The sequence below is a fragment of the Arthrobacter sp. B3I4 genome (assembly GCF_030816855.1).
Classification (GTDB): Bacteria; Actinomycetota; Actinomycetes; order Actinomycetales; family Micrococcaceae; genus Arthrobacter.
This window is the reverse complement of record NZ_JAUSYK010000001.1, coordinates 472,903-492,835: the sequence shown is the minus strand read 5'-3', so window position 1 is coordinate 492,835 and position 19,933 is coordinate 472,903. Positions and strand designations below refer to the sequence as shown.

The 19,933-nt window shown below is 67.7% G+C and carries 20 protein-coding genes; 13 read left to right on the top strand and 7 right to left on the bottom strand.

The annotated features are described in order from the left end of the window. Nucleotides 1-126 precede the first annotated feature (126 nt). The 3 genes from QFZ61_RS02330 to QFZ61_RS02320 all read left to right on the top strand — a co-directional run bounded on the left by QFZ61_RS02330 (nucleotide 127) and on the right by QFZ61_RS02320 (nucleotide 3,225). Nucleotides 127-924: an IclR family transcriptional regulator gene (locus QFZ61_RS02330; protein WP_307032947.1), complete on the top strand. Its 798-nt coding sequence runs from the start codon at nucleotides 127-129 to the stop codon at nucleotides 922-924. A gap of 112 nt (nucleotides 925-1,036) precedes the next feature. Further along, complete coding sequence (locus QFZ61_RS02325; RefSeq protein ID WP_307032945.1) at nucleotides 1,037-2,308, top strand: CaiB/BaiF CoA-transferase family protein; 1,272 nt, start codon at nucleotides 1,037-1,039, stop codon at nucleotides 2,306-2,308. Beyond that, nucleotides 2,308-3,225 carry a hydroxymethylglutaryl-CoA lyase gene (locus QFZ61_RS02320; protein ID WP_307032943.1) on the top strand — a complete coding sequence of 306 codons (918 nt, stop codon included), beginning with the start codon at nucleotides 2,308-2,310 and terminating at the stop codon, nucleotides 3,223-3,225. The genes QFZ61_RS02325 and QFZ61_RS02320 overlap by 1 nt, the downstream gene beginning before the upstream one ends. Nucleotides 3,226-3,274: 49 nt before the next feature. Here the strand turns inward: QFZ61_RS02320 and QFZ61_RS02315 are convergent, their stop codons facing one another. The 3 genes from QFZ61_RS02315 to QFZ61_RS02305 form a co-directional block, all read right to left on the bottom strand. Then, entirely contained in the window at nucleotides 3,275-3,535 is a 261-nt protein-coding gene (locus QFZ61_RS02315; protein ID WP_307032942.1) for a hypothetical protein, read from the bottom strand. Nucleotides 3,536-3,701: 166 nt separating this feature from the next. Then, on the bottom strand, nucleotides 3,702-4,091 hold the full coding sequence (locus QFZ61_RS02310) for a hypothetical protein (protein WP_307032940.1): 390 nt from the start codon (nucleotides 4,089-4,091) through the stop codon (nucleotides 3,702-3,704). Between the two features lie 5 nt (nucleotides 4,092-4,096). Then, nucleotides 4,097-4,435: a hypothetical protein gene (locus QFZ61_RS02305; protein ID WP_307032938.1), complete on the bottom strand. Its 339-nt coding sequence runs from the start codon at nucleotides 4,433-4,435 to the stop codon at nucleotides 4,097-4,099. Between the two features lie 207 nt (nucleotides 4,436-4,642). Here QFZ61_RS02305 and QFZ61_RS02300 point away from each other — a divergent pair, with 207 nt between their 5' ends. The 4 genes from QFZ61_RS02300 (at nucleotide 4,643) to QFZ61_RS02285 (ending at nucleotide 9,399) form a co-directional block, all read left to right on the top strand. Beyond that, nucleotides 4,643-5,530, top strand: coding sequence for an IclR family transcriptional regulator (locus tag QFZ61_RS02300; RefSeq protein WP_307032936.1), 888 nt, complete (start codon nucleotides 4,643-4,645; stop codon nucleotides 5,528-5,530). Between the two features lie 159 nt (nucleotides 5,531-5,689). Continuing rightward, entirely contained in the window at nucleotides 5,690-7,387 is a 1,698-nt protein-coding gene (gene hutU / locus QFZ61_RS02295; RefSeq protein WP_307032934.1) for a urocanate hydratase, read from the top strand. A gap of 29 nt (nucleotides 7,388-7,416) precedes the next feature. After that, nucleotides 7,417-9,009: a histidine ammonia-lyase gene (gene hutH / locus QFZ61_RS02290; RefSeq protein WP_307032932.1), complete on the top strand. Its 1,593-nt coding sequence runs from the start codon at nucleotides 7,417-7,419 to the stop codon at nucleotides 9,007-9,009. A gap of 153 nt (nucleotides 9,010-9,162) precedes the next feature. Then, entirely contained in the window at nucleotides 9,163-9,399 is a 237-nt protein-coding gene (locus QFZ61_RS02285; protein ID WP_307032931.1) for a hypothetical protein, read from the top strand. Nucleotides 9,400-9,513: 114 nt separating this feature from the next. On the opposite strand, the gene QFZ61_RS02280 is transcribed toward QFZ61_RS02285, so the two are convergent. Beyond that, complete coding sequence (locus QFZ61_RS02280) at nucleotides 9,514-9,750, bottom strand: hypothetical protein (protein WP_307032929.1); 237 nt, start codon at nucleotides 9,748-9,750, stop codon at nucleotides 9,514-9,516. Nucleotides 9,751-9,939: 189 nt separating this feature from the next. Between QFZ61_RS02280 and QFZ61_RS02275 the strand changes: the two genes are divergently transcribed. Beyond that, nucleotides 9,940-11,244: a sodium:proton antiporter gene (locus QFZ61_RS02275; protein WP_307032927.1), complete on the top strand. Its 1,305-nt coding sequence runs from the start codon at nucleotides 9,940-9,942 to the stop codon at nucleotides 11,242-11,244. A 46-nt stretch (nucleotides 11,245-11,290) separates the two neighbouring features. Here QFZ61_RS02275 and hutG read toward each other — a convergent pair whose 3' ends face one another. Both hutG and QFZ61_RS02265 read right to left on the bottom strand, forming a co-directional pair. Next, nucleotides 11,291-12,265, bottom strand: a complete 975-nt coding sequence (hutG, locus tag QFZ61_RS02270) for a formimidoylglutamase (protein ID WP_307032924.1) — start codon at nucleotides 12,263-12,265, stop codon at nucleotides 11,291-11,293. A gap of 166 nt (nucleotides 12,266-12,431) precedes the next feature. After that, entirely contained in the window at nucleotides 12,432-13,874 is a 1,443-nt protein-coding gene (locus QFZ61_RS02265) for an NCS2 family permease (protein WP_307032922.1), read from the bottom strand. A gap of 113 nt (nucleotides 13,875-13,987) precedes the next feature. Here QFZ61_RS02265 and QFZ61_RS02260 point away from each other — a divergent pair, with 113 nt between their 5' ends. Continuing rightward, complete coding sequence (locus tag QFZ61_RS02260) at nucleotides 13,988-14,632, top strand: copper resistance CopC family protein (protein WP_307032921.1); 645 nt, start codon at nucleotides 13,988-13,990, stop codon at nucleotides 14,630-14,632. Between the two features lie 34 nt (nucleotides 14,633-14,666). Here the strand turns inward: QFZ61_RS02260 and QFZ61_RS02255 are convergent, their stop codons facing one another. Then, complete coding sequence (locus QFZ61_RS02255; protein ID WP_307037955.1) at nucleotides 14,667-15,335, bottom strand: FAD-binding protein; 669 nt, start codon at nucleotides 15,333-15,335, stop codon at nucleotides 14,667-14,669. Nucleotides 15,336-15,585: 250 nt separating this feature from the next. Here QFZ61_RS02255 and QFZ61_RS02250 point away from each other — a divergent pair, with 250 nt between their 5' ends. The 4 genes from QFZ61_RS02250 (at nucleotide 15,586) to QFZ61_RS02235 (ending at nucleotide 19,851) form a co-directional block, all read left to right on the top strand. After that, nucleotides 15,586-16,623 (top strand): universal stress protein, encoded by a 1,038-nt coding sequence (locus QFZ61_RS02250; RefSeq protein ID WP_307032918.1) that lies wholly within the window; start codon nucleotides 15,586-15,588, stop codon nucleotides 16,621-16,623. An 85-nt stretch (nucleotides 16,624-16,708) separates the two neighbouring features. Next, complete coding sequence (locus QFZ61_RS02245; protein ID WP_307032916.1) at nucleotides 16,709-17,446, top strand: hypothetical protein; 738 nt, start codon at nucleotides 16,709-16,711, stop codon at nucleotides 17,444-17,446. A 135-nt stretch (nucleotides 17,447-17,581) separates the two neighbouring features. Further along, nucleotides 17,582-18,772 carry a hypothetical protein gene (locus QFZ61_RS02240; protein WP_307032914.1) on the top strand — a complete coding sequence of 397 codons (1,191 nt, stop codon included), beginning with the start codon at nucleotides 17,582-17,584 and terminating at the stop codon, nucleotides 18,770-18,772. Continuing rightward, nucleotides 18,769-19,851, top strand: a complete 1,083-nt coding sequence (locus QFZ61_RS02235; protein WP_373427113.1) for an ABC transporter ATP-binding protein — start codon at nucleotides 18,769-18,771, stop codon at nucleotides 19,849-19,851. Before QFZ61_RS02240 ends, QFZ61_RS02235 begins: the two co-directional genes overlap by 4 nt. Nucleotides 19,852-19,933: the final 82 nt, after the last annotated feature.

Sequence of the window (19,933 nt, the reverse complement as noted above, 5' to 3'; positions counted from 1 at the left end):
GGGTTGACCATCATGATGTGGACCTGATGCTAACAGTAAGCCCCGTCACACTCAACGTTGTCCCGATCGGATCGTTGGGTCCGAAACGGGGGCACTTTCACGTGGGCGGCCCCATACACTTTCACTATGACCCCCTCCGAGTCGTCGACTACGCCGTTGCTGGTCCTTCGAAAAATCACCTCCATCCTCGATGCTTTTTCGCTCGCCCAGCCGGAGCTTTCGCTTGCCGAACTCCGCGCCGCGACCGGCATGCCGCATTCCACCGTGCAGCGACTGCTGGCCAACATGGTCCAGGAGGGCATTCTGGACCGACACGGCGACAAGTTCCGTGTCGGCGTCCGGATGGCCCACTGGGCAGCGCCGGCTATCCAGGGCCTCGACTACCTCGAACTGCTCAGCCCGGTGTTGCGGCGACTGCGAGATGAGCTGGGTGAAACGGCATGTATCTTCCGCGAATCCCAAGGAAAGCGCGTGTGCATTGCGCTTTCCGAGACCCGGCGAATGCTGCGCAGGGTGGTTCAGGTCGGCGAAATCATGCCCCTCCACGTGGGCGCCGCGGGGCGTGTCCTCCTCGCCTGGACACCCGAGGTCGCCGATCAGATCTACCGGTCCGGGCTGCACTCGCTCACTGCCCAGACGATCACCGACGCCGCGAACCTCGAGGCGGCTGTCGCAAAAACCCGTGCGGACGGTTTCGCCATCACCACCGGGGAGCGGGTTTCCGGTGCGAGCGGAATTTCGGCACCGATTTTTGGGCCTCAGGGCGAGCTCTACGGCGCCCTCACTGTTATGGGGCCGACACTGCGAATGCCATACGACGTCTGCGCGTCCTGGGTGGAGCCGGTCCTAGCGGCGGCCGAGGAGTCCACGCGGGTGATCGGCGGGACCATTCCTCAGGAAGCCGTACCCACATCGTGGATTTAGGTCCACAATGTGAAATGGCCTAGCGGGGAAGAATCGCCGCTCAATAGGCTCCGCTAGAGCACCGGCCGATCTGCGCCGCGTGCTCGGCGACGGTAGAACAGGAGTCCCAGCCATGGTGAACCTATCCGAGAGCCCCACGCGAGGCGGTGCGGCAAGTGCCTCAGCCGACGTCGAGTCTTCCCCCGCCGCCGGGCCCCTTGCCGGTGTGCGGGTGCTCGAGCTCGGGTCCCTGATCGCCGGACCCTTTGCCGGCCGGCAACTGGCCGACTTCGGTGCAGAAGTCATCAAAATCGAGTCACCAAGCCGGCCGGATCCGATGCGGGAATGGGGCAGGGCGCAGGTTCATGGGCACACGTTGTGGTGGTCCGTGCAGTCCCGCGGGAAGAAGTGCGTCACGCTGGATTTGAAGGCAGCGCGCGGGCGGGAACTGTTCCTTCAGCTGTGCCGGGAAGCGGATGTACTCCTGGAGAACTTCCGTCCCGGAACGCTGGAAAACCTGGGACTGGCCCCCGAGGAGCTGTGGAAAATCAATCCCGGACTCATCATCGCCCGGGTTTCCGGCTACGGGCAGACCGGTCCTGACGCTCAAAAGCCAGGGTATGCGTCAGTGGCCGAGGCCAGGGGAGGGCTGCGCTACCTCAACGGCTACCCGGATCAGGCGCCGCCGCGCACCGGCATCTCGCTGGGCGACAGTCTGGCTTCGCTCTACGCCCTGCAGGGGATATTGCTGGCCCTGTACTGGCGGGACGCGAAAGGCGGAACCGGACAGGTGGTGGACGTATCGCTCGTGGAAGCATGTTTTTCCCTTCTGGAGAGTGCGGTCCCTGACTATGCGGCGGCAGGCATTGTTCCGGGCCCGAGCGGATCGGGGCTGAAGGGGATCGCGCCGTCGAACATCTTCCGCTCCAGCGACGGCAAGTGGGTTGTGATAGCAGCGAACCAGGATTCGGTCTTCGTGCGGCTGGCCGCGGCCATGGGCCGCCCGGAACTGGCCACGGACGCGCGCTTTGGCAACCACACAGCCCGGGGTGCCAACCAGGATGAACTGGAATCCCTGATCGCAGAGTGGGCGGCAGGTTACACCGACGCCGAGCTGACCGGGCTCCTGGACCGGCATGCCGTTCCGAACAGCCCGGTCAGCAGCATCGAAGACATTTTTGCCGACCCCCAGTTGCGGGCGCGGGGAATGCTGGTGGAAGTTCCGGACGAGGAACTAGGCACTGTGGTTCAGCCCGGAATTGTTCCCCGTTTGACGCGCAGCGCGGGGGGTATTGGCTGGAACGGGCCCTTGACGCCGGGATCCCATAACCAAGCCGTCTACGGGAACCTGCTGGGACTTTCCGGGGAGGAACTTAGGAACGCCAAGGAAGAAGGAGCGATCTGATGGAACAGACACAACCGGCACCATCTGTTTCCATCGTGGACGTCAGTCCCCGGGACGGGCTGCAGAATGAGAAAGTGCCTGTCCATACCCAGGACAAGCTGAAGCTGATCAATGAGCTGGTGTCTCTAGGCGTGCGACGGATTGAAGCGGTCAGCTTCGTGAACCCGAAGAAGGTTCCGCAGATGGCCGACGCGGAGGCGGTCATGGCCGGTGTGCCGCGGGATGCCGGGGCCAGCTACATAGGTTTGGTGCTCAATACCAGGGGTGCCGTCCGGGCCGTCGATGCTGGCGTCGATGAGATGAACTACGTGTTGCCGGTGACGGATGCCTTCGCGAAGGCAAACCAGAACACCACCGTGGCGGCGGCACTTGATTCGCTGGAGGAGGTCTCGTCGATCGCGGCGGCGGCTTCCATTCCGCTCACAGTCACGGCCGCGGTCGCGTTTGGCTGCCCCTACCAAGGCGACGTACCGGGCGAGCAGGCGCTGTCGGTAGTCGGCAGTGCCCTGCAGCGGGCGGCACTGGCGGAGGTGGCGCTGGCGGATACCATCGGGTGCGCCGTTCCGTGGCAGGTCGGCGAGGTCTTCGCTGCACTGCGGGCAGAAACGGATCTTCAGCTGCGCGCACATTTGCACGAGACGCGCCACACCGCCCTGGCCAATACCTACGCGGCCATGGCGGCAGGGGTGACCGTTTTTGACAGCGCCGTCGGCGGACTCGGCGGCTGCCCTTTCGCCCCGGGCGCCGCGGGCAATGTGTCCACCGAGGACCTGGCGTGGATGCTGGGGCGGGCCGGTTTCGACACCTCGATCGATCCCGCGCGGGCCACCGAGCTGGGGCGCTGGATCTGTGCAAAAGTGGAAACGGCTCCGCGTTCGGGCCTCGCCGGCGCGGGCGTCTTTCCGCAAAGGGTGTAGATCGCCGCCCGCACGGGGTCCTTCCGCCTCTTCCCGGGCCTACTCGGGCCTACTCGGGGTGCCGCACCGTGCGATAGTCGAAAAAGACCAAGGTCCCGACCGGTGTCCCGGGAACACGGAGCCCGAGGTAGGGCGGCCGGATCACTTCGACAGTTCCCTGCCGGCGACCGTTGAAAGGGTCATCCCCCACGACCACCTCCCCGGGCCGGAACGGGATGCGGGCTTTCCGGAGCCGGTCGACGGCGTGCGCCGCTGCCCGGGTGAGGCGGTGCGGCTGCGGGCGGGCTGGTTTTGCAGGTAAAAGACCCATCTGACTGCTCCTAGCGGGCGAACGAAGTGCATTCGCGGAGGCCCGTCGTGGATGACTCCCCAGCCTGGCTCTTCCGTTCGGACGCCCCGTCGTTCCAGCCTAGAGATTCGGCCCAGCAGTAACACGAGTAACAAATACCCCATCTTCATCAGAGGCTACTTGGACCTCACTGCTGGGTGCGCGCCGCCCTCCGCAGGAACCGGCGGTGCAGATTCCGCCAGTGCAGCGCTATGGCCAGCACCAGCAGCGGCACGTGGATCGCCGGGAGGTTCCGGGCAAACCATGCGGGCAGGTAGATGTCGGTGACCGAGCCGCTGGCATCGCCCAGATTTTCCGCCACCGCCGTCAGCGGGCAATGGAAGCCGTTGCCCGCAAAGACCGCGGTTTCCGTGAACACCACCGCAGCGGCAAGGCCGGCCCTGCGGTCCGAACGGCCCCTGAAGCCGGCATAGAGAACGTAGACCATCGCGGCCTCGATCGTGAACCAGGCGAACGTGTGGACTGCCTTGATAGTCCTGAGTTCCACCCGGCGCAGGGCCGCGTGCCGAGCATCCACCCTGCTCACCCTGCCTGCTGCAGGGCCAGCACGATGATCGCCACGTTTATGCCCAGCCCGATAAGCCACCACAGATTGAAGGTCAGCACCAACAGCGCTGCTGAGACCCCTGCGCCGGCCACGGTCACGGGCACCCACCACGGCGCGGCGGTCAGAACCCCAAGACCGGCCACCGCCAGCACCACCGCCGCTGCGATGGCCAGGGCCGTTGCCGGCCGGCGCACGTCGCCCGCGAAAGGGGAGTGGCCGACGTCGAACGGCGCTTTCGCATCCTGCCGCGGCAACCAGATAGCCAGGTGCACGAGGCCGTGCGCGATCAGAAACAGTCCTGCAAGCCAGCGCACGGCTTACCTCCTCGTGCCGGCGATTCCCCCAGCCAAGCACCGCCGTCGTGCCGGGGACTAGGGGCGATGGTCCCGCAGCTGGAAGTAAAGGCCAATGTCTGGTATCCCGGACAGTGGAGGACCGGGACGACGCCGCCTCCCGGTGTCCGGGGGTCATCCTTGAGTACGGGATACCGGACATGCCGCTCAAAAGTCGAAGAGGAACACATGACAGCCGCCATTCAACCTGCGGAAACCGCAACAGCCGTCGTTCCGCCGGTGGCGGCTGCAGCCAGGCGCGGTGTCGCCAGACCGGGGGTTGCCGGGCCGACGTCCAAGGTCCCGGCCGCCGAGAACACGCTCCGCATCCTGAAGCTGCTGGCCTCGAAGCGGGGACCGATGGCGGCGTCGAACATTGCCACCGCGCTGGGTCTGCCTCGTTCCAGCGTCTACCACCTGTTGGGCGTCATGGAGGCGAATGGCTTCGTGCTGCACCTGCATGAGGAGCAGCGCTACGGCCTGGGGATCAGCGCCTTCGAACTCAGCTCAGCCTATTCGCGCCAGGAACCGCTCTCCCGGCTCGGGCGGCCGATGCTCGCGACGCTCGTGGACAGGATCGGGGAGAGCGCACACCTGGCCGTGCTGCATGGCCGTGACGTGCTCTACATCGTAGAGGAACGGGCCAAGAACAGGCCCTCGCTTGTGACCGACGTCGGCGTCCGGCTGCCCAGCCACCTCACCGCCAGCGGCCGGGCGATCCTTGCTGCGCTGCCCAAATCGCAGGTCCGGGCGCTGTACCCGAACGCTGCCGCCTTTAGTTCCCGGCACGAGACCGCATCGCCCATCAGCAAGTACTCCGCGCTCTCCTCGCACCTGGACCAGGTCCGGCAACGCGGCTACGCCACCGAACACGGCGAAATAACGCCCGGGTTCGGCTCGATCGCCGCAGCCGTGACAGACCATACCGGCTGGCCGACGGCCGCCGTCGCCGTCACCTTCCTCGAGGACAAACTGCCAGCGGACCAGTGGCCGATCCTCGCCGCGAGAGTCCAAAAGACCGCAGACGATCTCTCTGGGCGGATCCACGGCCGCCCGGGCCCGAGCGACCAGCGCTAGGCATCATCGTCGACCCTTAATATGACGTGATCCGGCAGGTTGCTCGGTCTGGAATACCGGACAGTACCCGGCCGAAGCCTATGTCTGCGGGCCGCCGGACAGGCTTTAGTTGATACAGAACCGCATCCCAGTAACACCCCAGAGCACGAAGGAGTCCTCATGGCACCCGCCGATTTCACCACCGGTGCCCGCCCGGTGAAAGCAGCCCGGGGCACGGAACTCACGGCCAAGAGCTGGCAGACCGAAGCCCCGCTGCGCATGCTGATGAACAATCTGGACCCGGAGGTTGCCGAACGTCCGGACGACCTGGTGGTTTACGGCGGCACCGGCCGCGCCGTCCGTTCCTGGGCCGCGTTCGACGCGATCACCCGCACCCTGGAAACCCTGGACAAGGACGAGACCCTACTGGTCCAGTCCGGCAAGCCGGTCGGCGTCTTCCGCACCAACGAGTGGGCGCCGCGGGTGCTGATCGCGAACTCCAACCTGGTCGGGGACTGGGCCACCTGGCCGGAATTCCGCCGGCTCGAGGCCGAGGGCCTGATGATGTACGGCCAGATGACAGCGGGGTCGTGGATCTACATTGGAACCCAGGGCATCCTGCAGGGAACCTTTGAGACTTTCGCCGCGATCGCCCGCAAGCTCACCGGCGACGCGGATGGCACACTCGCCGGCACCCTGACCCTCACCGGCGGCTGCGGCGGCATGGGCGGGGCCCAGCCGCTCGCCGTCACCCTGAACGACGGCGCCTGCCTGATAGTCGACGTCGACGAAACCCGGCTACGCCGCCGGGCCGGCAAACGCTACCTCGACGAAGTCGAGACCGACCTCGACGCCGCCATCGCCAAGGTTCTGGCAGCCAAGGAGGAGCGCCGCGGCTGGTCCGTGGGGTACGTGGGCAATGCTGCCGAGGTCTTCCCGGAAATACTCCGCCGGCACAAGGCGGGCGAACTCACGGTCGACATTGTCACGGACCAGACCTCGGCGCACGACCCGTTGAGCTACCTGCCCGAGGGCATCACCGTGGAGGACTGGCACCGCGAGGCAGCCGCCGACCCGGAGGGGTTCACTAAGAAAGCCCAAGCCTCGATGGCCCGGCACGTCCAGGCGATGGTCGAGTTCCAGGACGCCGGTGCCGAGGTGTTCGATTACGGCAACTCCATCCGGGACGAGGCCCGTAAGGGCGGTTACAGCCGGGCCTTCGAGTTCCCCGGCTTCGTCCCGGCCTACATCCGGCCGCTGTTCTGCGAGGGCCTCGGCCCGTTCCGCTGGGTGGCGCTCTCCGGCGACCCGGAGGACATCGCCGTCACGGACGCCGCCATCAAGGACCTCTTCCCGGAGAACAAGCACCTCCACCGCTGGCTCGACGCCGCAGCCGAACGCGTCGAGTTCGAGGGCCTGCCCGCCCGGATCTGCTGGCTGGGCTACGGCGACCGCGCCAAGGCCGGGCTGCTGTTCAACTCACTCGTGAAGGAAGGCAAGGTCAAGGCGCCCATCGTGATCGGCCGCGATCACCTCGACTCCGGCTCCGTCGCCTCCCCGTACCGCGAAACCGAGGCCATGGCCGACGGCTCCGACGCGATCGCCGACTGGCCGCTGCTCAACGCCCTGCTCAACACCGCCTCCGGCGCCACCTGGGTCTCCCTGCACCACGGCGGCGGAGTCGGCATCGGCCGCTCCATCCACGCCGGTCAGGTCTCGGTGGCCGACGGCACCGACCTCGCCGCGCAGAAGCTCGAACGCCTCCTCACCAACGACCCCGGCATGGGTGTCATCCGCCACGCCGACGCCGGCTACGACCGCGCCGTCGAGGTCGCCAAGGAACGCGGCGTCCGCATCCCGATGCTAGAGACCCCCTAACCCAGGCCCCCCAGACTTAGGAACACCCAATGACCGTCACAACCCATTCGCCGCTCACCGTCACGCTCGGCTCGAGCAGCGTCACCCCCGAGGACGTTCTCGCCGTCGCCCGCCATGACGCCCGGGTCAGCATCTCCCCGGAGGCGCTCGACGCCGTCGCCAAGGTCCGCGCGCACATCGACGGCCTCGCCTCCAGCGACGTTCCCGCCTACGGCATTTCCACCGGCTTCGGGGCCCTGGCCAACCGGCACATTCCCAGCGCTCTGCGCACCCAGCTGCAGAAATCCCTGATCCGCAGCCACGCCGCCGGCATGGGTCCGGCAGTGGAGCGCGAGGTGGTTCGCGGGATTATGTTCCTGCGCGCCAAAACCCTCGCGTCCGGCCGCACCGGTGTCCGGCCGGTGGTGCTGCAGACCATGGTGGACGTGCTCAACGCCGGCATCACTCCGGTGGTCCGCGAATTCGGCTCCCTCGGCTGCTCCGGCGACCTCGCGCCGCTCTCGCACTGTGCCCTGGTCCTGATGGGCGAGGGCGAAGCGGAGGGGCCCGACGGCGTCAGGTACGGAGCACGCGGTGAGCGGCCGGTTGCCGACTTGCTCGCCGAACACGGGATCGAGCCGGTCACGCTGGCAGAGAAGGAGGGCCTGGCCCTGGTCAACGGCACCGAAGGGATGCTGGGCATGCTGCTGATGGCCATCGCGGACCTGCGGCAGCTGCTCACGACGGCGGACATCACCGCCGCGCTGAGCGTTGAGGCGCTGCTCGGCACGGACCAGGTGTTCCTGCCCGAACTGCACGCCGCCCTCCGGCCGCACCCGGGCCAGGCCGCGGCCGCCGACAACATGCTACGGGTCCTGTCCGGGTCCGCGATCGTCGCCTCCCACCGGATTAATGACACCAAGGTGCAGGACGCCTACTCGCTGCGCTGCGCACCGCAGGTCGCCGGCGCCGTCCGCGACACCGTGGACCATGCCGCCCTGGTTGCCTCCCGGGAGCTCGCCGCCGCCATCGACAACCCGGTGGTGCTGCCGGACGGCCGGGTCAGCTCCAATGGCAACTTCCACGGCGCCCCGGTGGCCTACGTCCTGGACTTCCTCGCCATTGCGGTGGCGGACCTGAGCTCGATTGCCGAACGCCGCACCGACCGGATGCTCGATCCGGCCCGCTCGCACGGGCTGCCGGCTTTCCTGGCCGCCGATCCCGGCGTGGACTCGGGCCTGATGATCGCCCAGTACACCCAGGCCGGGCTGGTCTCGGACAACAAACGGCTGGCCGTGCCGGCATCGGTGGACTCCATTCCGAGTTCGGCCATGCAGGAGGACCACGTCTCGATGGGCTGGCACGCGGCCCGCAAGCTCCGCCGCGCGGTGGAGAACCTGCGCCGGGTCCTGGCGGTCGAGCTGGTGGCCTCGGCCCGGGCGCTGGATATCCGGACGCAGCTTTCCGGCGGCGAACTCACCCCCGGTCCTGCCGGGGCGGCGGTGATCGCGGCGCTCCGCAACGTCGTCGACGGCCCCGGAACGGACCGCTACCTGTCGCCGGAACTCGAAGCCGCCGACCGGGTGGTGGCCTCGGGCGCGGTCCGGTCCGCCGCCGAATCCGCAGTCGGAATTCTTGCCTGACGGCAAAGAAAATGCGCAGGCGGCGGACATTTGCCGCTTGGTGCTGAATGTTCGGCGGCAGAAGGCGCCTTAGCAGGCGAACTGTAGTAAAAATATGATTAAGCGCACACCGATGATGCTGTGCGTAGATCTCTACGAGGGGGTAGAAGTTTCATGAAAGCACGCGGGACGGTCCTGTCCAGGCGCACGGCGTTCGCCGCCACGGTCTCCGACTGGGGCAACCTCAAAGCCGGTGACCGCATAGAAATCCTTAAGCACGCACAGGTCCTTGCGGCCGGGGAAGTCGAAGAAGTTTCGGCCAGCGGCAACGTGCTCTGGCTTGTGCCGGGCACGGCGTCGGAGGCGCAGCTGTTCCTGAAGTCCGACGGCGTGGAGGTGCGGCGAAGCTAGGCGCACGGCAGCTCAGCCCACGGTCGCTCGGCCGTACGGTAAAGTCGCAAAGGGCCGGTGAGGGGACAACCCTCACCGGCCCTTGCGCGCTGCGGCTCCGTCAGCCGGGTGGTTCTAGGCCGCGACGTCCTCGTGGGTTTCGCCGAACGGAACCGTGTCGTCCAGTGCCACGGTGTAGGCGCCCGGCTCGTGCCGGGTGACCTTGATCCCGCAGCGGCGGTCCTGGGCGGCCGAGGCGATCAGCGTTTTGACGGCACTTTCAAGGCCATGGTGGACCTCGTGGGCGCTGGCAAACGAAAGTTTGATAGATGTGCCATCAGAGCCGTGCGACTGCATGGTGTGTGTGTTCATTAGCTGGTCTTTCCTTGAATCCGGCCGGTTGGCCACCCTCTATTCTAGTCCGCACCGCGTGGCTTCCCTCCGAAAGCCGATAGTGTGCAGGAGGCGGTATATCTTTTGAGGCAAGGGGCGTCGTTCTGTGTGAACGGCGCCCCGACCCATTTCGAACCCGCATTCCGGTTACTACAGGAGGGCATGCGCATGTTCGAAGCTCCCAGTATCGTCTTTATCGCTGCGGGAATTGCCGTCTTTATTGCGGCCGTACTGCCCAAGTTGCTGCGCAACGCGCCTCTTTCGATGCCAATGGTGTTTCTCGGCGCAGGCATGCTGGTGTTCTCGCTGATGCCCGACCTGCCAAACCCGGATCCTCTGGAGCACGGGGAGTTCGTTCTGCACCTGACCGAGATTTGCGTCATCATCTCGCTGATGGGTGCGGGCCTGGCCCTGGACCGGCCCCTGGGACGCAAACAGTGGTCGACGACTTGGCGCATGCTCGGAATCGCGATGCCGCTGTGCATCATTGGACTGACCCTGCTGGGCCTGTGGTTCCTGGGCCTCGGCCTCGGGGCAGCGCTTCTGGTTGCTGCCGCCCTAGCCCCGACGGACCCTGTGCTGGCCTCCGAAGTCCAGGTGGGGGAACCTGCCGACGATGAAGAGGGAACCGATCTTGAGGACGAGATCCGTTTCGGCCTCACCTCCGAGGCGGGCCTGAACGACGGTCTCGCGTTCCCGTTCGTCTATCTCGCCATCGCCATCAGCTTCGCCGGGGCCTCGCCCTCGGGCCTGCTGGGGCACTGGCTTGCGATGGACGTGCTTTGGCGGATCGGCATCGGCGTGCTCCTGGGCCTCGCGACAGGCAAGCTGCTGGGCCGGCTATTCTTCACCGCCCGGCACGAGACCATCCGGCTGTCCAACCACTCCGAGGGGTTCGTCGCGCTGGCGGCGACCTTCCTGGCCTACGGCGTGACGGAACTGATCGAAGGCTACGGCTTCGTCGCGGTGTTCGTCTGCGCGGTCACCATCCGGGCAGCGGAGCGCACCCACGGTTTCCACAAGGTGATGCACTCCTACGTTGAGCAGCTGGAACGGCTCATGACGGTGGTCATCCTGGTGCTGCTGGGCGGGGCAATCGCACGCGGCCTGCTGGCCGGCATCGGCTGGGCGGAGGTGCTGGTGGCGCTGGCATTCCTGCTGCTGGTCCGGCCGCTGGCGGGCTGGCTGGGCCTGCTCCGGGGCAAGACCGGCCCGCGCGAACGCAGCGCCATTGCCTTCTTCGGTATCCGCGGCATCGGCTCGCTGTACTACCTCGCCTACGCCCTCAGCCACGGAAACTTCGGCGCCCAGGCCCAGCAGCTCTGGGCTTTCGTGGGACTCGTGGTGGCGATGTCCATTGTGCTGCACGGCGCGACCACGGCGCCGGTGATGAACCGGCTGGACCGGCTGCGCCAGCGCCGCGCCGTCGAGGTCCACGGCGACGAAGGCCACGCCCCGCACACTCCCATCTAGCTGGTGGCGTCGGCTAGGACCGGAAGGTGGCCCCTGGCGGGAGCTGCTACCGCAGCAGCGTGTTGATCAGGCGGGCGGCGACCTTCGCGGTGCGGCCGTCGACGTCGAAGTCCGGGTTCAGTTCCGCGACGTCGACGGAGAGCAGCTTCCCGCTGGCCGCGACCTGGCGGCAGACAGCACTGACTACCGGCAGCGGCACGCCATAGGCGGCGGGTGCACTCACGCCCGGCGCCACCGACGCCGGAAGTACGTCCAGGTCAATCGTCAGGTACACCGCATCGACCCGGGCCAGGAACCCGGCCACGAAAGCCTCTGCGGTCTCCACAGAACAGTCCTCGTCCAGCAGGTAATCCACGCCGAGCTCTGACGCGGTCCGGAACAGCGCGGCGGTGTTGTTCGGTTCGGAAATCCCGACGACGGCGTAGTCCAGCTCGCGGCCTGCGGCGGCTTCCGCCCGGGCCATCTGCAGGAACGGCGTGCCGGAACTGGGCACCGGCTCGTCGCGGAGGTCGAAGTGGGCATCCAGGTTCAGCACGCCGACTCTCAGGCCTTCGCGGACCGCGGCGCACCCCGCCACGCCCAGATAGCTGGCGAACGCGGTCTCGTGTCCGCCGCCCAAAACCACGGGGAGGGCGCCGGCGTCGAGCAGTGCGGTGACGGCCAGCCCGGCCCGCGCCTGCCCGGCCTCCAGCTCGTCGCCGGCGACGGTGACGTCACCGGCGTCGTAGACCTCCCGTGGCAGGTGGAACGCGAGCGGACCGAGGGCGGCGCGGATAGCGGCGGGCCCGGCAGCCGCCCCCACCCGGCCTTTATTGCGCCGGACACCGGCGTCGCTGCCGAAACCGAGGAGCACCGCGGGCCCTCCGCGGGAAAGGCCGGCCGGTACCGGCGGCGGAACCGTGGACGCTTCGGTATAGGGTGCGACGGCCTGCCACCAGCGCCGGTGCTGGGCGCCGTCGCCGTCGTTCCGGCCGGTCCAGGGCTGCGGCGGGATGTCGGCGGTGCGGGCGGGAGTAGGCATGCCCCTAGCTCACCGCAGCCCTGGCCGGAAATCCAGCAGCGCCGCCGTCGCCGTGTCCGAAATCCCGGAACCAGCGCTTAAACGCCGCCGAGTTGGCACGTCGCGGCAATGTCTGCGAGAAACACTGCCGCGAAATGCCAACTCGGCGGGCGGGGGAGCGGGAGGACTAGTGGATGCCCAGTGCGGCTTCGATCGGGCCGATGCCGAAGAACAGCAGGAACGCGGCGGCCACCGCCCACATCAGCGGGTGCACTTCCCGGGCGCGGCCCTGGAAGAGCCGGATCAGCACGAAGGAGATGAAGCCGGCGCCCAAACCGTTGGCGATCGAGTAGGTGAACGGCATCAGGGTGAAGGTCAGGAACGCCGGGATCGCGATGCCCCAGTCCTGCCAGTCGATCTTGCCGACCTGGGACACCATCATGAAGCCGACGACGACGAGCGCCGGGGCGACGGCCTCGAACGGCACCAGGTTGATCAGCGGAGTGAAGAACATGGCGACCAGGAACAGCAGGCCGGTGACGATCGAGGCAAGGCCGGTGCGGGCGCCTTCGCCGATGCCGGCGCCGGACTCCACGTAGATCTGGTTGGAGGAGACGGACGCGCCGCCGCCGACGATCGCGCCGAGGGCGTCGATCTGCAGCACGCGGTCCACGTTGGGAATGTTGCCCTCTTTGTCGATGGTGCCTGCCTCGGTGGCCAGGCCCACCATGGTGCCCATGGCGTCGAAGAAGATGCTCAGCAGAATGACGAAGGCCAGCAGGGTCGCAGCCACGAAGCCGAGGTGCTCAAACGCGCCGAACGGGTTGGCCTTGCCGATCAGGGACAGGTCCGGGGCGGCCCATTCGGTGAACTTGGGCGCTACCAGGGACCAGCCCTGCGGGTTGAAGTTCTTGCCGTCGAAGCTCGGGCCGATGTGGAGGGTGAATTCCAGGATCACGGACAGGACCGTGGAGGTGATGATGCCGATCAGGATCGCGCCCTTGACCTTGCGGACTACCAGGGCAATGGTGAGGATCAGGCCGACCACAAACACCAGCGTGGGCCAGCCCAGGAGTTTGCCGTCGAAGCCGAGGCCGACCGGGACGGTGGTGCCCGCGACGTCAGGGATGCGGCGCACGAAGCCGGCGTTGACCAGGCCGATCAAGGCGATGAACAAGCCGATGCCGACCACGATGGCGGTTTTCAGGCCTTCGGGGACTGCCCTGAATACGGCGGTGCGGAAGCCGGTGAGCACCAGGATCAGCATGGTCACGCCGGAGAGGACCACTAGGCCCATCATGTCCGGCCAGGTCAGTCCGGGATTGGTGGCGACGGTGACGGCCACGAAGGCGTTGACGCCCAGTCCCGTCGCCAGAGCGAAGGGGTGCTTGGCCCACGCGCCCATCAGGATGGTCAGAATGCCGGCAGCGAAGGCGGTGACGGCGGCGACGGCGGGGAAGCCGAGCGTTCCGCCGGACGAGTCTTGGCCGGAGAGGATCAAGGGGTTCAGCACCACGATGTAGCTCATGGCGAAGAAGGTGGCGAACCCGCCGCGGACCTCACGGGAAACGTTCGACCCCCGCTCGGAAATCTTGAAATACCGATCGAGTGCAGAGCCCTGCTTAAGCATTGGTCCTCCGGGAGGGAATGGGGGTGTTAGCTAAATCCTATTAGCAGTGACGGCGCCCACCCGCCAAACTCGCCTAGTCTGTAAGGAAGGCAACACTTAGGAGCGGGCCACCCATGCGTTTTGTTCAACGACTTCCGGGCGCCCTGCTGGGCCTGATTCTGCTGGCTGCCGTTCTGCTGGGCGTTCCGCTCGCGGGCGCGGGGCCGGCGTCCGCCCACGACGCCGTCGAGTCCACCAGCCCCTCGAACGGTGCGACCGTGCCGGCCGTGCCGGAGACGGTCTCCCTCACCCTTACCAACCGCCCGCTGGCCCTGGGCTCGCAGATCAAGGTCAGCGACGCCGCCGGCACGAACTGGGCCGACGGTGCGGTGCAGATCCTTGACAACGTGGCCTCACAGCGGCTCAAGGCAGGCGCGCCGGCCGGCCTCTTCACCGTTCAGTGGCGGCTGGCAAGCTCTGACGGGCACCCGATCGAAGGCACCTTCAGCTTCACCGCGACGGCGGGCGCCAGTTCGACGGCGGGTACGGGTTCCCCGGCGGCAGCAGCGCCGGCGTCCGGCGCCGCGTCGGCGACCGTGCCGACCATGGGTACCGCCGCACCGGGCACAACAACGGCTCCCTCGCCGGTGGCCGATGCCTCCCAGCCGTTCCCGTGGAGCATCGTGATCTTCGTTGCGGTGGCCGTCGGTATCCTGGTGGCGCTGGCACTGGTGGCGAAGCGGCGCCTCGACGCCGGCGACGGCGACAGCGCCCCCTGACGCGGCCCGACCGGGCCGCCTGCGGAGCTGAAACCTAGGCGGGCAGCGCCAGCCCGCCGGGCAGCAGCGCAGGCATGCCGCCCGGGTTGACCTTGGCGGAGATCGCCTGGCCCACCAGCTTGGCCTGACGCAGAACTTCCTTCGGCGTGGGCGTGATGAGCTCACCGACGCCCACGAGATACATCCCGAGCGCATGCATCGCAGCCATCAGGTTCTGGCCGGCAGCCACCCCGAGGTCGGCCAGCATGCGACGCAACTGGCTGTGGGCGCAGCGGGTTAGGACCAGATGGTCGGCGTACAGGATACCGCCGGGCGTGATGACGGCCCACTGCTGGGTCTGGCCCCCCTGGGTATGGCCGGGCGCCTCGCCGGAGTCCGGGCCGCCGTCCGCCGGGTAATCCGCGTCAAGGTGATCCAGGCGCAGGGCCCTGACATTGTTGCGGATGTCGAGTTCGTGGCTGGCGGCGTAGTTTCGCAGGTGCCGCAAAATCTCGTTGCGTTCCCGCAAGGTGCCTGCGTCCGCCGCGTCGCACCGCTGCAGCGAGGAGGTGTTGGCCGGGTTCCCGGACCCGAGCAGATCCAGTCCGTCCACCACGATGGCGCTGACCCCCCGGCGCCGCAGTTCGCTCGCCACCGCCAGCCCGGACAGGCCCGTACCGATGACCACGGTGCTGGTCCGTTCGATTCCGCCGCTCACAGGCATGCTCGACACTGCAGGGTCCTTCCTCGAATCGTGCGGTTCCGGGCCGGTGCCCGGGGCTTTCCGTGATCCGTCTCCGACGCGCTCCCCAAAGGGAGCGGGCGATCTGAAAGACGAGTCTCGGTTCAGCAATGCCTCAGACCATACCCAAATTTGCCGGCCGTGAACAGGCCTTTCCGGGCTGCAAGCTACCGGCCAGTACTTCTGGCAGAATAGCCGCAAGACAGCCACGTAACGCGAGGAGGCGGACCCCATGGCCGAAGAGCAGGCGCAGCCGGACCAGGTGGGGGACGCCGCCGGCGAGCGCTCCGCTTCTCGGGGGATCGTCGTCGGCGTGGACGGCTCGGAACACAGCCACTGTGCCCTGGTCTGGGCCGCCCGGGAAGCGGAGCGCCGCCAGCGCCCGCTGCACATCGTGACTGCCTACTCGGTCCCGGTCTTTGCTGCGTCCGGCCTCGATGGCGGATATGCGACGGTTGACGACTCGGTGATCCGCGAGGGTGCGGAAGCCATCCTGAAGCAGGCAATCGACAAGGTGGCCCGCTACAACATCGACGTCGACGCGTCGGTAGAGAACGGTGACGCCTCCGGGGTGTTGCTGGAGATGACCGAAACCGCCGAGCTGCTGGTCTTCGGAACCCGCGGGCGGGGCGGCTTCGTAGGCCGGCTCCTCGGCTCTGTCAGCAGCGCCCTTCCCGCGCACGCAAAATGCCCGACGGTGACGGTGCCGCTGATCTGCGGCGACCGGCTGGGCGAGACCACGGATGACAAGCGCGTCATGGCTGAACGGGAGAAGTCCGGGCACCAGCCGATCGAGAACGTCGTGGTGGCGGGCGTCGACGGGTCCGAACAGGCGCGGGTGGCGGTCCTCGAAGCCGCCGCCCAGGCAGAGCGCCTCTCCGCGCCGCTGCGCTTGGTCTGTGCGGTGCCGCAGTACAGCGGCTCCCTCGCCTGGGTACCCGCCCCGATGGATCGCGAGGCACTTTTCGCCGACATCCGCGTCCAGCTCGACGCCGGAGTAGAGTGGCTCAAGAGCCACTTTCCCCGGCTCCAGATCGAAACGCAGCTGGTTGACGGCTCCCCGGTGGACATCCTGGTAGACGCGACCCGGCACGTGGAGCTGGTCGTGGTGGGGACCCGTGGCAGGGGCGGCTTCGCTGGAATGTTGCTCGGGTCCACCTCGGACGGCATCCTGCACCACGCCAAGGGTCCCGTGATGGTGGTTCCAGACCGGGAGGATCCCCGTCTGGCCGACCGGCCGCGCTTCGGTGCCATGCTCGGCGACTCCTAGCACCCCTGCTAAGCCGGCCCGCCGCTGGCCACCTTTGACGCAGTCGGGGATGGAGGGCAGCTGGGCGCCTAGCTACAGTGGGCTCATGACCGACATGGCGGGCGCTTCTGAGCCCGTGCCGAACGCAGCCGTCCCGGCGGCGGACCAACCCGCGGTGCCCCAACCGGAGGCGCCCGCCGTCGACGATCCCTGGCTGCCCGCCTGGCTCGTCAGCCGGCCGCTCACCGCCGGCTGGGTGTGGACGGGCTTCTGGGCGGCCCTGATCGTCGCCGACGACGTTTTCGACTTCGCGGGCTGGTTCTGGTACGTGATGGTCGGAATGGCGGCGCTGCCAACCGTGCTGGCGACCATCGCCCTGCTGCAGGCCACACCGCGCCGGCACCTCACCCGGCGCAAGGACTCGGTGCTCGGCCATTTTTTCGTCCGATTCCTCGCTCTCACGGCGGCGTTCCTCGTTTGGGGGGTCTCGGTGGTCATGAGCGCCTCGATTTCGACCACCGTCCAGTCCCTCGTCGGCACGTCAGAGCGGGAGGTGACTGCTCTGGGGTTCAACCTCATGCTGGCCGCGGTCCCCTTGGTGGTGTCCTTGCTCTGGCTGGCTTTCATTATCCGCTGCGCATGGTTCCTGCGGCGTCTCCGCGGCTGGAAACAGGACCCCGCACCGGAGCGAATTCCCAAAAAGTTCCTCCGGAGGAGGCCACGGCTCAGGCGGGTCGTGGTGGGGCTTGCCCACCCGGGGCTGCTGCTCGTTGCCGGTGTTGGAACATCGATACTCGCGCTGTCGCTCGGCGCGGCCGAGCTGACACTCAACGTGCTCACCTAGCCGCGCGGTCGAGGATTACCGCAGCGACTCGTAGCACCGCTAAGCCCGCGGCATCAATATCAACTGTGCGCGTGATGGCTCCCGGCTGGAGGCGTAAAGTTGATTCATGAGCTGCAATGTTGGAGCGCGTTTATCATGAGCCGCACCTGGCTGCGCTGGTTGCCGGCCGCCGTCGTTCCCGCCGTGATCGCCGCCGGGGTCCTCGCTGGATCGGTCCCGGCCAGCGCGGGCGACCCGCTGCCGTCCAAGTCGCCCGAGCAGGTGCTGGCGCTGATTGCCCAGCACCATGTCACGTCCTTTTCCGGGACGGTGGACCAGTCCTCCAGCCTGGGCCTGCCCGCACTTCCGCAGACCGGTCCTGGTGCCGGGGCAGGGGACACCGCCTGGCTGGAGCTGTTGACTGGCCCGCACACCGCCCGGGTCTACCGCGACGGCCCGGACAACGCCCGGGTGCAGGTCCTGGACCGGCTCGCGGAGCGCGACGTCGTCCGTCACGGCAACGATCTCTGGTTCTATAACTCCAAGGACAACACTGCCGCCCACGCCGTTCCCCCGGCCGGGGCTGCGGATCACCACCGGTCACGGCAGGAGTCCGCGCCCGCCCCGGACGCCCTAGCGGAAAAACTCCTGGCCAAGCTTGACTCGAGCAGCGACGTGTCCGTCGGCGCTGACGTCGAAGTCGCCGGACGTGCCGCTTACCAGCTGGTGCTCACGCCAAAGTCCGCGTCCACCCTGCTGGCGTCCGTGGCGATTGCGGTGGACGGCCAGAACGGCATGCCCCTCGGCGTCGAAGTGAAAGCCCGCGGCCAGGCGGATCCGGCATTCCGTGTCGCGTTCAGCAAGCTCTCGCTCGATGCGCCGGACGCTGCAATCTTCCAGTTCAGCCCGCCGGCGGGTGCGGTGGTCAAGGAGATCCCGGTTCCGGATGCCAAGGCGTACGGCTCCAAGACGCATGATTCCAAGACCCCCGGCGCCATGGAGCCCGGCTCCAAGGAACGGCCCGGAGCAAAGAACGGGCAGCCCAGGGTCAGCGGAACCGGCTGGGAGACCGTGATCGAACTTCCGGCCGGCGCCCTGGCTAAGTATTTGGCCGGCCATCCGGGCCAGAAACCGGACCAGAAGGCGGACCCGCAACAGGGCCAGCAATCTGACCAGTTTGGAAAGTCCGGGAACGCCGCGGAGCTGCTGGCCCAGGCCACCGTCCCGGTAGCCGGGGGCAGGCTGCTTTCGACGGCGCTGGTCAACGTGCTGATCCTCGACGACGGCCGGGTCTTTGCCGGATCCGTGCCGCTTGAGCGGCTCCAGGCCGCAGCCACCAGCCATTGACCGCCGTCGCCCCAGCGGCCGAACTGAGCATTGAAACCCGGGGCTTGAGCAAGCGCTTCGGCCGCCAGTTGGCGGTTGACGGCGTCGACCTCGCTGTGCCGAAGGGTTCGGTCTTTGGTTTCCTGGGCCCGAACGGCTCTGGCAAGACGACCACCATCAGGATTCTGCTGGGCCTGGCCGCCGCCTCGAGCGGCTCCGTGCGCGTCCTCGGCGAGGAGATGCCGCGGCAGCTTCACTCCGTGTTGCCGCGGGTGGGGGCCCTGGTGGAAGGCCCGGCGTTCTACCCCTTCCTTTCCGGAGCCGCGAACCTGCTGCGCTTCGACGCCGCTGACCCGCATGCCCTTGCCGGGACGCGGCATGAGCGGGTGCGCACGGCCCTGGAACGGGTGGGCCTCGCGCACGCCGCGGACAAGAAGGTCCGGGCCTATTCGCTGGGAATGAAGCAGCGGCTGGGGATCGCGAACGCGCTGCTCGCCCCGCGCGAGCTGCTGGTGCTGGATGAGCCGACCAATGGTCTGGATCCGCAGGGAACCCGCGAGGTGCGGCACCTGGTGCGGTCCCTCGCTGCCGACGGCGCGACCGTGTTCGTCTCCAGCCACCTGCTCGCGGAGGTGGAACAGATCTGCACCCACGCGGCGATCATGAGTGCGGGCCACCTTGTGGCCCAGGGGACCATGACGGAGCTGCGGCAGGCGGGACGCTCCCGGCTCCGGCTGCTGACTCCCGACGCCGACGCCGCCGCCCGCGTTCTTGCCGGGCTGGGCCTGACGCTCGACGGCGGTACTCCGGCTGGCGTCGGGGGAGCGGGCTCGGGGAGCTCTGAGCAAAGCTCGAATGGGGGCAGCTCGGCCGGTAGCGGTTCGACCGGCGGTAGCTTGGACGACGGGATGGGCGCAGGCCGGGTGATGTACGCGCCACTGCCGGTCGGCGGCACCGGCGTCACCGTCCCCCCTCCCGAGCAGGTCGTGGCGGCACTGGTGTCCGCCGGCGTCCGGGTCCGGGGTTTCGCCCTCGAACAGGGCAGCCTCGAGGACCGCTTCGTCGAACTGACAGGGGAAGGTTTTGACGTTGCCCAGTGAACCCAGCGGGACCGCGCGGCCTCCTGAACAATCAGCCGTTCGGCAATCAGCCGATCCGCCGTCTGCTGTTCCGCAGGCGGCC